14 protein-coding genes are annotated in these 13847 nt (G+C 64.0%); 10 read left to right on the top strand and 4 right to left on the bottom strand.

Translation table 11 applies throughout. From position 1 onward, the window contains the following. Window positions 1-50: 50 nt before the first annotated feature. On the top strand, window positions 51-833 hold the full coding sequence (locus U5A58_RS17650) for an SDR family NAD(P)-dependent oxidoreductase (RefSeq protein WP_158760364.1): 783 nt from the start codon (window positions 51-53) through the stop codon (window positions 831-833). Between the two features lie 7 nt (window positions 834-840). Here the strand turns inward: U5A58_RS17650 and U5A58_RS17645 are convergent, their stop codons facing one another. Then, on the bottom strand, window positions 841-1833 hold the full coding sequence (locus tag U5A58_RS17645; RefSeq protein WP_321909461.1) for a LysR family transcriptional regulator: 993 nt from the start codon (window positions 1831-1833) through the stop codon (window positions 841-843). 202 nt (window positions 1834-2035) lie between these two features. On the opposite strand from U5A58_RS17645, the gene rhaM reads away from it, so the two are divergent. From rhaM to rhaS, 6 genes are all read left to right on the top strand, one after another. Then, entirely contained in the window at window positions 2036-2350 is a 315-nt protein-coding gene (gene rhaM / locus U5A58_RS17640) for an L-rhamnose mutarotase (RefSeq protein WP_321962408.1), read from the top strand. A 20-nt stretch (window positions 2351-2370) separates the two neighbouring features. After that, the gene (locus tag U5A58_RS17635; RefSeq protein WP_321962407.1) at window positions 2371-3276 is read left to right on the top strand and encodes an amidohydrolase family protein; all 906 of its coding nucleotides are present in this window, start codon (window positions 2371-2373) and stop codon (window positions 3274-3276) included. Window positions 3277-3304: 28 nt separating this feature from the next. Beyond that, on the top strand, window positions 3305-4843 hold the full coding sequence (locus U5A58_RS17630) for a sugar ABC transporter ATP-binding protein (RefSeq protein ID WP_321962406.1): 1539 nt from the start codon (window positions 3305-3307) through the stop codon (window positions 4841-4843). Next, the gene (locus U5A58_RS17625) at window positions 4840-5895 is read left to right on the top strand and encodes an ABC transporter permease (RefSeq protein WP_321933639.1); all 1056 of its coding nucleotides are present in this window, start codon (window positions 4840-4842) and stop codon (window positions 5893-5895) included. The genes U5A58_RS17630 and U5A58_RS17625 overlap by 4 nt, the downstream gene beginning before the upstream one ends. Then, a complete protein-coding gene (locus U5A58_RS17620) occupies window positions 5888-6907 on the top strand; it encodes an ABC transporter permease (RefSeq protein ID WP_321909455.1) in 1020 nt (339 codons plus the stop codon). Before U5A58_RS17625 ends, U5A58_RS17620 begins: the two co-directional genes overlap by 8 nt. Before the next feature lie 80 nt (window positions 6908-6987). Beyond that, a complete protein-coding gene (rhaS, locus tag U5A58_RS17615; RefSeq protein WP_321909454.1) occupies window positions 6988-7995 on the top strand; it encodes a rhamnose ABC transporter substrate-binding protein in 1008 nt (335 codons plus the stop codon). Between the two features lie 60 nt (window positions 7996-8055). Here rhaS and U5A58_RS17610 read toward each other — a convergent pair whose 3' ends face one another. After that, complete coding sequence (locus U5A58_RS17610; protein ID WP_321962405.1) at window positions 8056-8754, bottom strand: SOS response-associated peptidase; 699 nt, start codon at window positions 8752-8754, stop codon at window positions 8056-8058. A gap of 80 nt (window positions 8755-8834) precedes the next feature. Between U5A58_RS17610 and U5A58_RS17605 the strand changes: the two genes are divergently transcribed. The 3 genes from U5A58_RS17605 to U5A58_RS17595 all read left to right on the top strand — a co-directional run bounded on the left by U5A58_RS17605 (window position 8835) and on the right by U5A58_RS17595 (window position 10537). Continuing rightward, complete coding sequence (locus U5A58_RS17605) at window positions 8835-9161, top strand: hypothetical protein (RefSeq protein ID WP_321909451.1); 327 nt, start codon at window positions 8835-8837, stop codon at window positions 9159-9161. Between the two features lie 146 nt (window positions 9162-9307). Continuing rightward, the gene (locus tag U5A58_RS17600; protein WP_321962404.1) at window positions 9308-10153 is read left to right on the top strand and encodes an alpha/beta hydrolase family protein; all 846 of its coding nucleotides are present in this window, start codon (window positions 9308-9310) and stop codon (window positions 10151-10153) included. A gap of 219 nt (window positions 10154-10372) precedes the next feature. Then, on the top strand, window positions 10373-10537 hold the full coding sequence (locus U5A58_RS17595) for a DUF1328 family protein (RefSeq protein WP_027820439.1): 165 nt from the start codon (window positions 10373-10375) through the stop codon (window positions 10535-10537). Between the two features lie 139 nt (window positions 10538-10676). On the opposite strand, the gene U5A58_RS17590 is transcribed toward U5A58_RS17595, so the two are convergent. Beyond that, complete coding sequence (locus U5A58_RS17590; protein WP_321962403.1) at window positions 10677-11471, bottom strand: SDR family oxidoreductase; 795 nt, start codon at window positions 11469-11471, stop codon at window positions 10677-10679. A gap of 160 nt (window positions 11472-11631) precedes the next feature. Next, complete coding sequence (locus U5A58_RS17585) at window positions 11632-13764, bottom strand: phosphocholine-specific phospholipase C (RefSeq protein WP_321962402.1); 2133 nt, start codon at window positions 13762-13764, stop codon at window positions 11632-11634. Window positions 13765-13847 lie beyond the last annotated feature (83 nt).

Genomic DNA, 13847 nt, shown 5'->3' with positions numbered 1-13847 from the left:
CAGCGAAAGCGCGCTGATCGAGGCTCATCGAAAGCTACGAGGAGAAACACGTGCTGCTCAAGGACAAGGTGGTGATCGTCACCGGCGGGTCGCGCGGCATCGGCCGCGCCATTGCGATTGCCAGCGCCCGTGAGGGCGCCGATGTCGCGATCAACTACTGGGGCGACAACGACGCCTCGTACGGCCGCCGCTCGGCGATCGACGAGGTGGTGGGCGAGATCGAGCGGCTAGGGCGCCGCGCAATTGCGCTGGAAGGCAACGTGGCCGCGCCGCAAACGGGCGTGGACCTCGTGCGCCAGACGGTGGAGCGCTTCGGCAAGGTCGATGTGCTCGCAAGCAATGCGGGTATCTGCCCGTTCCACTCGTTTCTCGACATGCCGCCCGCCGTGCTCGAACGCACGATAGGCGTGAACCTGAACGGCGCGTTCTACGTGACCCAGGCCGTTGCGCGTCAAATGAAGGAGCAGGGCACGGGCGGCGCGATCGTGGCGACGAGTTCGATCAGCGCGCTCGTGGGCGGCGGCATGCAAACGCACTACACGCCGACAAAGGCCGGCGTGCATTCGCTCATGCAGTCTTGCGCGATTGCGCTGGGACCCTATGGCATACGCTGCAATTCGGTGATGCCGGGCACGATCGCCACCGACCTGAACGCCGAAGACTTGAGCGACGAAAGCAAACGCGAGTACTTCGAAAAGCGCATTCCGCTCGGGCGCTTGGGCGCGCCGGAGGACGTGGCCGAATGCGTGGTGTTTCTCGCCTCGGACCGCGCGCGCTACGTGACGGGCGCGGCGTTGCTCGTCGACGGCGGGCTCTTCGTGAACCTGCAGTGAAAACGCATCAATGAGGAGCGAGCGCGGCTGCGTGCGAACCACCGTGAGCGATATCGTCCATCTTGAAGGGCTGCGAAAAGCGCCGCAGCAAGCCGACGAAATGTTCGGCGGGCTCCGCAAGCGGCTCGTTCTTGCGCGTGAGCACGCCGTAGCCCGGCAGGCTCTTGCCGATTTCGAGCGGCAGCACGACGAGCAGCTTGCCGCGCACATGGTCGCGCACGACCGGCTCGGGCAGCATGGCCACGGCGTCGAAGCTTTCGAGCAGTTGCAGCGTGGCGAAGATCGAGGCGGACTCCGTGAGATTGGCGGGCGTGCCAAGACCGGCGCGCGCAAGTTCGCCTTCGAACAACTCGCGCGCGGGGCTCGCAATGGGCTGCGCCACCCATGGCCAGTCCATCAGCTCCGCAAGCGTGACGTGTTCGCGCCGTGCAAGCGGATGGCGCGCGCGCACCACGAGCACGAGCGTTTCGCGCGCGATGGGCTCGAAGCTGAAATCGTTGTGCTGCAGCGGCGTGGTGAGGCGCCCGAGCGCGAGATCGACTTCGCGGCGATGCAGCAGCTGCACGACCTGGTCGCTCGTTTCGCCGAGGATGCGCACGTGCAGCAGCGGCCGTTCGGTCTTGAGCGTGGCGACGGCTTGCGCAAGCAGGTCCGGCGCGGCGCCCATGATCGCGCCCACGGTCAGCTGGCCGTGGCCGCCGCGGCGCTTCACGTCGAGATCTTCGGCAAAGCGCGTGAGTTCGGCGAGCGCGCGGCGCGCGTAGGCGAGCGTGACGACGCCAAGCGCGGTGGGCTGCATGCCGCGCGCGTTGCGCTCGAAGAGCCGGAAGCCGAACGCTTCTTCGATGTCGCTCAGCATGCGGCTTGCGCTGGGCTGGGCGACGTTGATGGCGTCGGCGGCTTGATGAACGTTGCGCGCGTCGTCGAGTGCGACGAGCAAGGCGAGGTGTTTGAATCTGAGCCGGTTGACGAGTGCGACGACGGCAGTTTGATGATTCATGGAGCGATCCGGTTTGTGCATCGCCCGATCCCAACATCGGATTGGTTGGCTATCGATGCGGGAATTATAGTCGGATCACAACGCGGCTAACTACGTAAAAACGCGTGCGGTTGCGCGCTGCGAAGCCAGGGCAAACACCGAGGCAACGCGCGCGAGGCGCAATGAAGCGCACGCCGAAACAAGGCTGGACGGAGACACGATCATGGAGACAATTGCGTTTCGCATGCAGCTCGATCCCGGCAAGCGGGACGAATACGAGCGGCGTCACCGCGAAATCTGGCCCGAACTCGCGAGCGCGCTGCGCGATGCGGGCGTGAAAAATTACCGCATATTTCTCGACGAGGCGACGCACCATCTCTTCGCCGTGCTCGAACGCCGCGACGATCACAGCATGGACGCGCTGCCCCAGTTGCCCGTCATGCGCAAATGGTGGGATTACATGGCGGACATCATGCAGACGGACGCGCACAACGTGCCGCTGCAACAGCCACTCGTGCAGGTTTTCCATTTGCCTTGAGCACACGCGAGGAGCATGCCATGCAGGTCGTCGATCCGCACGTCCACTTCTGGAACCTCGATACGCATCATTACCCGTGGCTCGCGAATCCGGGCACGTCGTTCGTGGGCGATGCGCGCGAGCTCAAGCACAACTATCTGCCTGACGACCTGCTGCGCGAGGCGGGCGACATCGACGTGCTCAAGGTCGTGCACGTCGAGGCGAATCACGATCCTGAAGATCCGGTGGAGGAAACGCGCTGGCTGGAGTCGATTGCGGACAACGCAGCGAACTCGGGTGAAGCACGCGCATTGCCTGACGCCATCGTGGCCGCATGCGACCTGAGTGCGCCGAACGCGGCCGCCGTACTCGAAGCGCACGCCGCCTTCGCTCGCACGCGCGGCATTCGCCAGATTCTCAACGTCCACGAAAACAAGCTCTACGACTACGTGGGCCGGCACTACATGCGCGAGGCGACATGGCGTGAGAACTTCGCGCTGCTGGAGAAGCATGGGCTTTCGTTCGACCTGCAGATTTATCCCTCGCAGATGGAGGAGGCGGCCGCACTCGCGCAAGCGCATCCTGGCATTCAGATCGTGATCAACCACGCGGGCATGTTCGTCGACCGCAACAGTGTGGCGGGCTACCGTGCGTGGCGAGAAGGCCTGCGCTTGCTCGCGGCGTGCCCGAACGTAGCCGTGAAAATCAGCGGGCTGGCAATGTTCGACCATGAATGGAGCGTCGAGAGCCTGCGCGCTTATGTGCTGGAAACGATCGATGCGTTCGGTGTGGACCGCGCGATGTTCGCCTCGAACTTTCCGGTGGACCGCCTGTTCGGCGGCTATTCGAAGCTTTGGCACGCGTACGCGTCGATCGTGAGCGGCGCGAGCGAGAGCGAGCACGCGGCGCTATTTCGCGGCAACGCTGAACGTATCTACCGCATTTGAGTGTGCGCGCAACGACATGGAGACAGGTGTGGAAGCAGAAAAAGTCACGGCCGGCGGCACTCCGCGGCTCGAGTTGCGTAACGCGAGCAAGTCGTTCGGGCGCGTGCGCGCGCTCATCGACGGCAGCTTGAGGCTCATGTCCGGCGAGGTGCACGCGCTGCTCGGCGAGAACGGCGCGGGCAAGTCGACGCTCGTGAAGATTCTCGCGGGCGTGCACCAGCCCGATGGTGGCGAAATGCGCATCGACGGCGTGGCGTGCGCGTTTGCAACGCCTGCCCAGGCCCGCGACGCCGGCATCGCGGTGATCTATCAGGAGCCCACGCTGTTCTTCGATCTTTCGATTGCGGAGAACATCTACATGGGCCGTCAGCCCGTGGATCGCGTGGGCCGCATCGACTACGACACGATGCATCGCGAAGTGGCGGCGCTGCTCGAATCGCTCGGTGTCGAACTGAAGGCAGAGCGGCTCGTGCGCGGCCTTTCGATTGCGGACCAGCAGGTGATCGAGATTGCGAAGGCGCTGTCGCTCAACGCGAACGTGCTCATCATGGACGAGCCGACTGCCGCGCTTTCGCTGCCCGAAGTCGAGCGGCTCTTTACGATAGCCCGCACGTTGCGCGACCGGGGCGTGGCGATTCTCTTCATCACGCACCGGCTCGAAGAAGTGTTCGCGCTCACGCAGCACGTGACGATCATGCGTGACGGCGCCAAGGTGTTCGACGCACCCACGGCCACGCTCAAGACTCAGGACATCGTCGCGAAGATGGTCGGGCGCGACCTCGCCACGTTCTATCCGAAGGCCGACGTGCAGCCAGGCGACGTGATGCTGCGGGTGCGCGGGCTCACGCGCCGCGGTGTATTCAAGGACATATCGTTCGACGTGCGCGCGGGCGAGATCGTCGCGCTTGCGGGGCTCGTGGGCGCGGGGCGCAGCGAAGTGGCGCGCGCCATATTCGGCATCGATCCGTGTGATGCGGGGCAAGTCCAGATCGCGGGCAAGCCGCTCGCGTCCGGCATGCCCGCCGCTGCCGTGAAGGCGGGCCTTGCCCTCGTGCCGGAGGACCGGCGTCAGCAAGGTCTTGCGCTCGAACTGAGCATTGCGCGCAATGCGTCGCTCACGGTGCTCGGGCGGCTCGTGCGCTTCGGCCTTATCTCCACGGGGCGCGAAGTGCAGCTTGCCGGGCAGTGGGGCACGCGCCTGCGCCTGAAGGCGAGCGATCTGAACGCGCCCGTGGGCACGCTTTCGGGCGGCAATCAGCAGAAGGTGGTGCTCGGCAAGTGGCTCGCCACGGGGCCGAAGGTGCTCATCATCGACGAACCGACACGCGGCATTGACGTGGGCGCGAAGGCGGAAGTCTACGGCGCGCTCGCGGAACTCGTGAAGGAGGGCATGGCCGTGCTGATGATTTCGAGCGAACTGCCCGAAGTGCTCGGCATGGCGGACCGCGTGCTCGTCATGCACGAAGGCCGCATTACGGCCGATATTGCGCGAGCCGACGCCAACGAAGAGCGCATCATGAGCGCCGCGCTCGGCGAGACCAACATTCATCTGGGGCACGCCGCATGATGCGCCATTCCACTTCTCCTCATCCCTTGCACGGCGGCGAGCCGCGCGCGCAGCGGCGCAACGCGGGCGCGTGGGCTGAAGCGCTGGCGCGCAGCCGCGAGACCACGCTCTTCGTCGTCCTGCTGCTCATCGTGGGCGGCACGGCGCTCGCGCGGCCGCAATTCCTTAACCTGCAGAATCTGCGCGACGTGCTGCTGAACGTCTCCATCGTGAGCTTGCTCACGGCGGGCATGACGATCGTGATCCTGATGCGCCATATCGATCTGTCGATCGGGTCGACGGTCGGCATCAGCGCCTATGGCGTGGGCAGTCTTTACGTGGCGTTCCCGCATATGCCCGTGCTCGTCGCGCTCGTCGCGGGGCTTGCCATCGGACTCGTTGCGGGCGCAATCAATGCGTTGCTCGTGGCCGTGGGGCGTGTGCCGTCGCTCGTCGCGACGCTCTCCACGCTCTACATTTTTCGCGGTGCCGATTATGCGTGGGTGCACGGCGGGCAGATCAACGCCACGAGCCTGCCCGATGCGTTTTCGCGGCTCGCCACAGGCTCGGTGCTCGGCATTCCGGTGCTGGCGCTCATCGCACTCGTGCTGCTTGCCGGGCTTTCCGTGTATCTCAAGCAGTTCCGGCCGGGACGCGAGTACTACGCGATTGGCTCGAACCCGGAAGCGGCGCGGCTTGCGGGCATCAACGTCGAGCGCCGTGTCGCGACGGGCTTTCTGATCAGCGGCGCGATAGCGGGCCTGGCTGGCGCGCTGTGGCTCTCCCGCTTCGGCACCGTGGACGCAAGCACCGCGAAGGGCATCGAACTGCAGGTGGTCGCGGCCGCCGTGGTCGGCAGCGTGGCGATCACGGGCGGCGTGGGCACGATACTCGGCGCGACGCTCGGCGCGCTCGTGCTGGGCGTGATCAGCATTGCGCTCGTGGTGCTGCATGTCTCGCCATTCTGGGAACAGGCGATTCAGGGCGCGCTGATCGTGGCCGCCATTGCCGCCGATACGCTGCTCGCCCGCTCCGTGGCAAAACGCATGATGAGGAAACGCGACCATGGCTAAGAACGCCCCGAAACCCGACGCCGCGCTGCTCACGCGCAAGCCCGGCCTGCCGCTTAGCTGGGAAGCGCTGCTCGTCGTCATTCTCATTGCCTCGCTGGTGGTGGGACGTGTGCTCTCGCCTGTGTTCCTCACGGGAGCGAACATCAGCAACGTGCTCGCCGATCTCACCGAAGTCGCGCTCATGGCGTTGCCGATGACGCTCATCATCGTCGCCGCCGAAATCGACCTTTCCGTGGCCTCGGTGCTCGGCGCATCGAGCGCGTTGCTGGGCGTGCTTTGGCACATGGGCTTGCCGATGCCCCTCGCCATGGCGCTCGTGCTCGTGGCGGGCGGCCTCGCGGGCCTCTTCAACGGGCTCGTGATCGTGAAGCTCAATCTGCCTTCGCTCGCAGTGACGATCGGCACGCTCGCGCTCTTTCGCGGGCTGGCTTACGTGCTGCTCGGCGACCAGGCGATTGCCGACTTTCCGCCGGGCTATACGCTCTTTGGCATGAGCAACCTGGGCAGCACCTTCATTCCGCTGCCGTTCCTGATCGTCGCGGCATGCGCCATCGTGTTCACGATCCTGTTGCAGGCGACCGCTTTCGGCCGCAGCCTCTACGCGATCGGCGCGAACAGTACGGCCGCATCGTTCTCGGGCATCGACGTGCCGAAGATCAAGCTGCGCCTGTTCGTGATGTCGGGCGTGATGAGCGCGCTCGCGGGCATTGTCTATACGCTGCGCTTCACGAGCGCGCGCGGCGACAACGGCGAGGGCTTCGAGCTTTCGGTGATCGCGGCGGTGCTGTTCGGCGGCGTGAGCATCTTTGGCGGGCGCGGGTCGATGTATGGCGTGCTGCTCTCGCTTCTGATCGTAGGTGTACTGAAGAATGCGCTCACGCTCGTCGATGTCTCGAGCGAGACGCTCACGATCGTGACCGGAGCGCTGCTGCTGGCGTCGGTGCTGATCCCGAATCTCGCGGCGCGCTGGCGCACGCTGCGCGACAAACGCGCGCTCGCACGGGCGGCTTGAGCATGGTGTGAAAGAGGGCAATGAAGTCAAGAGGCAGTCAATCAACCGGACGCGTCCGGTACCCATCGAGGAGACGATTCATGAGAAAGCCAGTACGTCACGTGTGCACGGCCTTGCTGTGCGCGATGCTAGTGGGAGGCGGTGTCGCGGCGCATGCGGCCGGCATCAAGGAGGGGCTGAAGATCGCGTTCGTGCCCAAGCAGATCAACAACCCCTATGAGGTGATCGCCGATAACGGCGGCCTGGACGCCATCAAGGAGTTCAAGGGCGAAGGCAAGGCGGTGGGGCCTTCGGACGCGGGCGCGTCTTCGCAGGTCTCGTACATCAACACGCTCACCACGCAGCACCAGGACGCGATCGTCATCGCGGCCAATGACGCGAACGCGCTCGTGCCGTATTTGAAGCGCGCGATGGATCAGGGCATCAAGGTCGTCACGTTCGATTCGGACACGGCGCCCGAAGGACGGCAGATCTTCGTGAACCAGGCGAATGCGGAAGGCATTGGCCGCGGCCAGATCCAGCTCGTTTCGAAGCTGATGGGCGGCGAGGGCGAGTTCGCGATTCTCTCGGCCACGCCCAACGCGACGAACCAGAACACCTGGATCAAGTGGATGCAGGAAGAGCTGAAGAAGCCCGAGTATTCGAAGATGAAGCTCGTGAAAATCGCCTACGGCAACGACGACGACCAGAAGTCCTTCGTCGAAACGCAAGGCTTGCTGCAGGCGTATCCGAACCTGAAGGCGATCGTTGCGCCCACATCGGTCGGCATCGCGGCGGCGGCGCGTTACATTTCCTCGTCGCCGAGCAAGGGCAAGGTGGTGGTGACGGGCCTCGGTACGCCTAACCAGATGCGCGCGTTCGTGAAGAACGGCACCGTGAAGGCGTTCCAGCTTTGGGACCCGGGTGCACTCGGTTATCTCGCTGCGTATGCCGCGGCCAATCTGGCTTCGGGCACGATCACGGGCAAGGAAGGTGAGTCCTTCGATGCGGGCAAGCTCGGCAAGCGCACGATCGGCAAGAGCGGAGAAGTGATTCTCGGGCCGCCCACGACGTTCGACGCTTCGAATATCGATAACTTCAACTTCTGATTGGCGTTGCCTGCGGGTTGACGCGGAGTGCTGAACGACCCGGCTTGCCCGGGTCGTTTTTTATTTGTCGTTCGATTTGTCGTTCGTTTCGGGCTTCGCCGTGGCGCGCGGCGGCATGGGCTGAGGCTCGGCCGCCATCCCGTCAGCCGGGTAAAGATTGAGAAACGATCTCGCTTCGTCCATCGAGCGGCTAGCAAGCCAGTTTTCATACTCGGAAGGCGGCACGATCACCACCGAACGTTTCTCGTCCCCGGGCTTGTGAAAGCGTTTCATGAGCGGATGCTCGTTTGCATTGACCGTGAGCATCGTGAACGAGTACGCGCGGCCGACCTCGCCTTCGTCCCACTCGCGCCATAAGCCGGCAATGGCGAACGGCGCGCCATCGGCAAGACCAATCCGCCAGCGCACCACCTTGCCGGTTTCGTAGCTCGGCTCGAAAAACGCCTCGCACGGAATTAAACACAGTTGCAGCTTTTTCCACGCGCCGCTGAAACTGCGCTTCTCACCCACCGATTCGGCGCGCGCATTCATCGTGTCGAACACTTTCACGCCGGGTGGAATGTGCTTGCGCGGCACCATGCCGAAGGTCGCGAGCAGGGCTTCGCGCGCGTCGGGCTCATCCGGCACCTCGCTCGCCCGGCGGATCACCGGCGCGGCATAGTCCTTGTAGATTTCGTCGCGCCAAGGGTCGTCCGGCGGCAGGACGCCGTAGTGCCTGAAGAGGTAGTCGCGGCGTGCGGCGGCGTAGTTCGTGCACATGGTCGTCTCTCCGTCCCGTCCTTCAGAATCATTCTGACATGTGATAGGCTGTATAAATATACAGTGTTTTGGGGCGGAAAATGGGACGGGATCATCGTCACTTCCCTCCGCTCACGGCAGCGGAGCTGGCTGAAATCTACGACCGGCATCCCTTGCCCGTCGTATTGCGGTTGCTTTGGGAAATCCACCGGTTGCGCTCCACCATCAGCCGGGCGAACCAGATCCGGCTGACGATCGGCAAGCGCGTGGGCACGGCGAATACGCCTGCAGGCATGTGGGAGCGTTTCGAGCAGGACCTCGACGCGGAGCCGTGTTTGACCGATCCGCTCACGGCGCGCCAAAAGGGTTTGCTGCATGAGGGCGAGCCGCAGGGGCGGCTGCGACGCAGGCGGCGCAATGGCGATTGAGCGTCTCCCATCATGTGGGCTCCCCCACGTTTGTGAACAATTCGCAATAAATCGTATGGCACGTTGAAATTTGGTTGTAAGTGGCCCTTGTTAGAGTCCCTGAAAGCAGTTGTCTTTCGTGGCAGTCAACACAAGAGCGACTTCTCATGGCTATTGTCCGCGCATGCTGGTTCGTTCTGGCGCTGCTTCTCAGTGCTCCCGTCTGGGCATACCAGACGCGTATCGTCTCGATCCCGAGCGCCGCGATGCAGCGCTCGTTCGACGCGACCGTCGTCCTGCCCGACGACTACGCGCGCGGCAACCACGCCGCGCGTTTTCCGGTCATCTACGTGCTGCACGGCTCGGGCGGCAGTTATGCCGACTGGACCTCGAACACCCAAATCGGCAAGCTCGCCGACCGCTACCACGTGGTGCTGGTGATGCCGGACGGCGGCCACGAAAGCTGGTACATCGACAGCCCGTTCGATCGGAGCAGTCGTTATGAGACCTATGTCGGCAACGAGGTCGTGTCGTATATCGACATGCATTTCCGCACGATCGCCACGCGCGAGGGGCGCGCGATCACGGGTTTGAGCATGGGTGGTTTCGGCGCGCTGCGCATTGCGCTGGACCGGCAGGAGACGTTCGGCGCGGCCGGCAGCATTAGCGGCGCCGTCGATCCGCGCAATTGCGACGACGAACCCGGCATCGCTCACGTATTCGGCGATCCCGCGCGGCACGCGTCGTTCTGGAACAGCAATGCGATCGTGGATAGTGCGCAGGACTTCGAGCATGCGCATATCGCGCTCACCATCGACTGCGGCGTGAGCGACTTCTTCGTGCAGTCGAACCGTACGCTGCACGAAAAGCTCGTCGAACTGGGCGTGCCTCACGATTACGCGGAACGCCCGGGCGGCCATACGTGGTCCTACTGGTCGAACTCGATCCGCTATCAGGTGCTCTTCTTCGCCACGACATTCCAGCGCGCCGGCTGGCATCCGCAAGTGGCGTAACGCGTCGCGGCACGCGCGCGTTTGCCAACATCTTTCCATCACACGATTGTCCGCAGCGCTTGCCTGGCCTCAGGCACCGCGTTTGCTCCAGTGGTCCTGCAGGGATGGGCGCGTAGATCCGTCCCGCTCAACCAGATGCCGGGCATCGGGCGACCGCACGCGGCGCCGGGGCGCGGCGACCACCCTTGAGCCGGATCGCACCGGGTGCAGGAGGACGTCATGCTTCAATACGCTGTCATTTTCTTTATCATCGCGATCATCGCGGCCGTGTTCGGTTTCGGCGGCATCGCGGCGGGTGCGGCATCGATCGCCAAGATCCTGTTCTTCATCTTCCTCGTGGTTTTCCTCGTCACGTTGCTGCTTGGCGTCGTGAGAAGGGGCTAATTGGCGAGCCACGTTTGTTACGCTTGTTGCAGTCAAAGTGCAGCCCGCCCGCGCGGGCTGCACTTTTTTGTGTTCAATGCTCTGTTGCGTGTTGTGATTCGTATAACGAATCAAATCCGTGCCCTCGCGGCCGGGCGAGTCACGCGATGGTATCTACCACGCCGCCATCCACGCGCAACGCCGCGCCCGTCGTGGCCGATGCTTCCTTCGAACACGCGTAGACGATCATGTTCGCCACTTCCTCCACGCTCGCCGCGCGGCGGATGATGGAAGAGGCACGATGCGTCTGCACGAACTGCGCGGCGACTTCCTCGACGGTTTTGCCCGAAGCGGCCACTTCGTCCTTGAGCATATGCGACACGCCTTCTGAAAGCGTCGGGCCCGGCAGCACCGAATTGACCGTGACGCCCGTTCCCGCCAGGCGCTTGGCGAGGCCGCGCGCGAGCGCGAGTTGCGCGGTTTTCGTCATGCCGTAATGGATCATGTCGGCGGGAATGTTCAACCCCGATTCCGATGAAATGAACACAATGCGCCCCCAGCCACGCTTGACCATCGCGTTCGCATAGGCGCGCGAGAGGCGTACGCCCGACATCACATTCGTTTCGAAGAAACGCAGCCATTCGGCATCGGGAATCTCGAAGAAGTCCTGCTGCTGAAACACGCCGAGATTGTTCACGAGAATGTCCACCTGCGGATGCGCCTTCACGAGTGCTTCGCATCCCTCTGCGTTGGAAAGATCGCCGACGAAGCCTTGCACCCGCGCACCGGGCGCCGCGGTGCGCAGCGCCGCTTCGGCTTCGCGCACGCTTTCGGTGCGACGGCTGCTGACGATCACGTCGGCGCCCGAGAGCGCGAGACCTTTTGCTGCGGCAAGACCGATGCCGGCAGCCGAGCCGGTGACGAGCGCGAGTTTTCCAGTCAGATCGATTTTCATGCGGGCTCCTTGAGGGGGGAGGCAGGCCACGCTTCTGAACGCGCGTCGAACGTGCGGGGCGCAACGCCGGTCGCGGCCATCGTGAAGGGAACGGGCAGTGTACTGCGCAGCGGCGTTCGAGGTATTCTCGGGCGCCTCAGTCGACTCACTCACATTCACCTCATTCACCCATAGCCGGATCGCTCACGCTGTCCTTGCCGGTTTCCAGACGGCCCGCAAAGCGCCGCAATACACCGTTCTCCGCGCTTAGCGTGAAGTCGTACCAGCCGCCCGAATCCGCGAGCGCCCAGTTCGGCTGCACCTGGTCGCCGGAGCGTAACGCGTAAGTCCACGGTCCGTCGCTGCGGTAGGCATTGGCCGCTATGGTCACGTTCGAAGCCGTGCTTGCGCGATTCGCGATGCCAAGCTCGAGCGTGTTGTTCGCGGCGTCATGGCGCACGCGCACTTCAGGATTCGGCCCGTGCGCCGCCGCGCGCACGTTGCCCTCGAATGCGCGATGAAAGCCGTTCGGCCCAAGCACCCACAGGCGGTATGCGCCGTTGTCGGAGGCAGTGGGTGTCCAGGTGTCGCGCAATGTCTTACCTGCCTCGACGGTGTAGCGGCGCGGCGGCTTGTCGAGGTGAAGCTGGTTGTACACGTGAAATACGGCGCCGGCCTTTCCTTCGTTGCCGAACTCCAGCTGAATCTTGTGATGACGTCCGTCGACGCTCGCATCCACGTTGAGGCGGTACGGCAGTGCGCGCGAGGGCCGCGCCTTGCGCGCCTGCTGCGGCATGGTCTGCAGGTCGGGCTGCGGCACCGGCACGGGTTTGAGGGCGTTCTGTTGCTTGTTCAACGCGTCGGCGGCGGCTTTGGTCGGCGCGGAAAACGTCTGCACCGGCTTTTCGTTCGGTGTGCTGAAATTGAATGCCGAGGTGAGGTCGCCGAATACGGCACGCCGCCACGGGCTGATGTTCGTCTCACGCACGCCGAAGCGCGCTTCGATGAAGCGCAGCACCGACGTGTGATCGAAAACTTCGGAGTTCACATAGCCGCCCGTGCTCCACGGCGAGACGACGATCATCGGCACGCGCGGCCCAGGCCCGAACGGCAGGCCGTCTGGCTTGACCGGCTTGCCGTCGCCGGGAGGATTCGGCATGGTGAAGTATTCGTGGCGCGCGCTGGTGGTGGATTTGCCCGCGTACTCGCCATCCTTGACAGGAGAGGGCGGGCAAGGCGGCGGCATGTGATCGAAGAAGCAATCGTTCTCGTCGAAGTTCACGAAGAGCACGGTCTTGCTCCAGATGTCCGGGTTGCGCGTGAGCGCCTCGAGCAGCTTCTGGAGGTAGTAGGCGCCCTGGCCCGGCGTCGATACGGCTGGGTGCTCGCTATAGTCCTGCGGCGCGACGATCCAGCTCACCTGAGGCAACCGGTTCGCCGCGATATCGTCATTGAGCGCCTGCAGGAAGCCGCCATCGGGCATCGTATTGCCGACACCCTTGTACAAAGGTTCGCGCGCGTCGAGCGCCTCGGTCCACGGCACGTTGGGTGAACCGTCGATTGCCTCGAGCGCCTTGCGATAGCTCGCGAACCCGACGAGCGGATTGTCCGTGTAGTTATCGGGCTGATTCTCATACACCTTCCATGTGACACCTGCGGCCTGCAAGCGTTCGGGATACGTGGTCCATTTCAGGCCCGTGGCCGGCGCGGCGATGTTGTCCCAGCCGTTGTTGTCGACCACCGCGTATGGCGAGGCCGTGGGGCCATTGGTGCCGGTGAACAGAAAGAGCCGGTTCGAGTTGGTGCCGCCGTGCAGCGAGCAATAGTAGGCGTCGCAGATCGTGAAGGCGTTGGCGAGCGCGAAATGAAACGGCAGGTCGGCGGCCTGAAAGTAACCCATTGAAGCGTCGCCCTTGAACTTGGGCCAGTGCGTCATGCGGCCATGGTCCCAGGCCTCGTGGGCGTCGGCCCAGTTGTGTGCGCCGCCCGCGAGCAACGCGTTGCCTTTGCGGCTGTCCAGGTAGAACGGCAGCAGCGTGCGTGAGCCATCGCTCTGCTGCCAGACATTGGCGCCGCCGGGTAGCGGAATCGTGAAGCGGTCCGAGAAGCCGCGCACACCGGGCAGCGTGCCGAAGTAGTGATCGAAGGCCCGGTTTTCCTGCATGAAGACGACGATATGCTGCACGTCTTCAATCGTTCCGGTCGCATTGTTTGCAGGAATGGCCAGCGCCCGCTGGATGGCGGGCGAAGCGAGGCTGAGCGTGGCGCCCGCGGCGGCGGCGCGAAGGAAATCACGGCGGTCCATCGAAGTCATGTTGTGTTCGCGTTGTTGTCGTTGTACTCGCGACCATTAGCATGACACGTTGGCGCCGCCGCGGGCGCTCGATGAACGGGCGT

This window comes from Paraburkholderia sp. J7 (genome assembly GCF_905220155.1).
Lineage (GTDB): Bacteria > Pseudomonadota > Gammaproteobacteria > Burkholderiales > Burkholderiaceae > Paraburkholderia.
The sequence above is the reverse complement of the archived record's forward strand: the minus strand, read 5'-3'. Positions and strand labels throughout refer to the sequence as shown.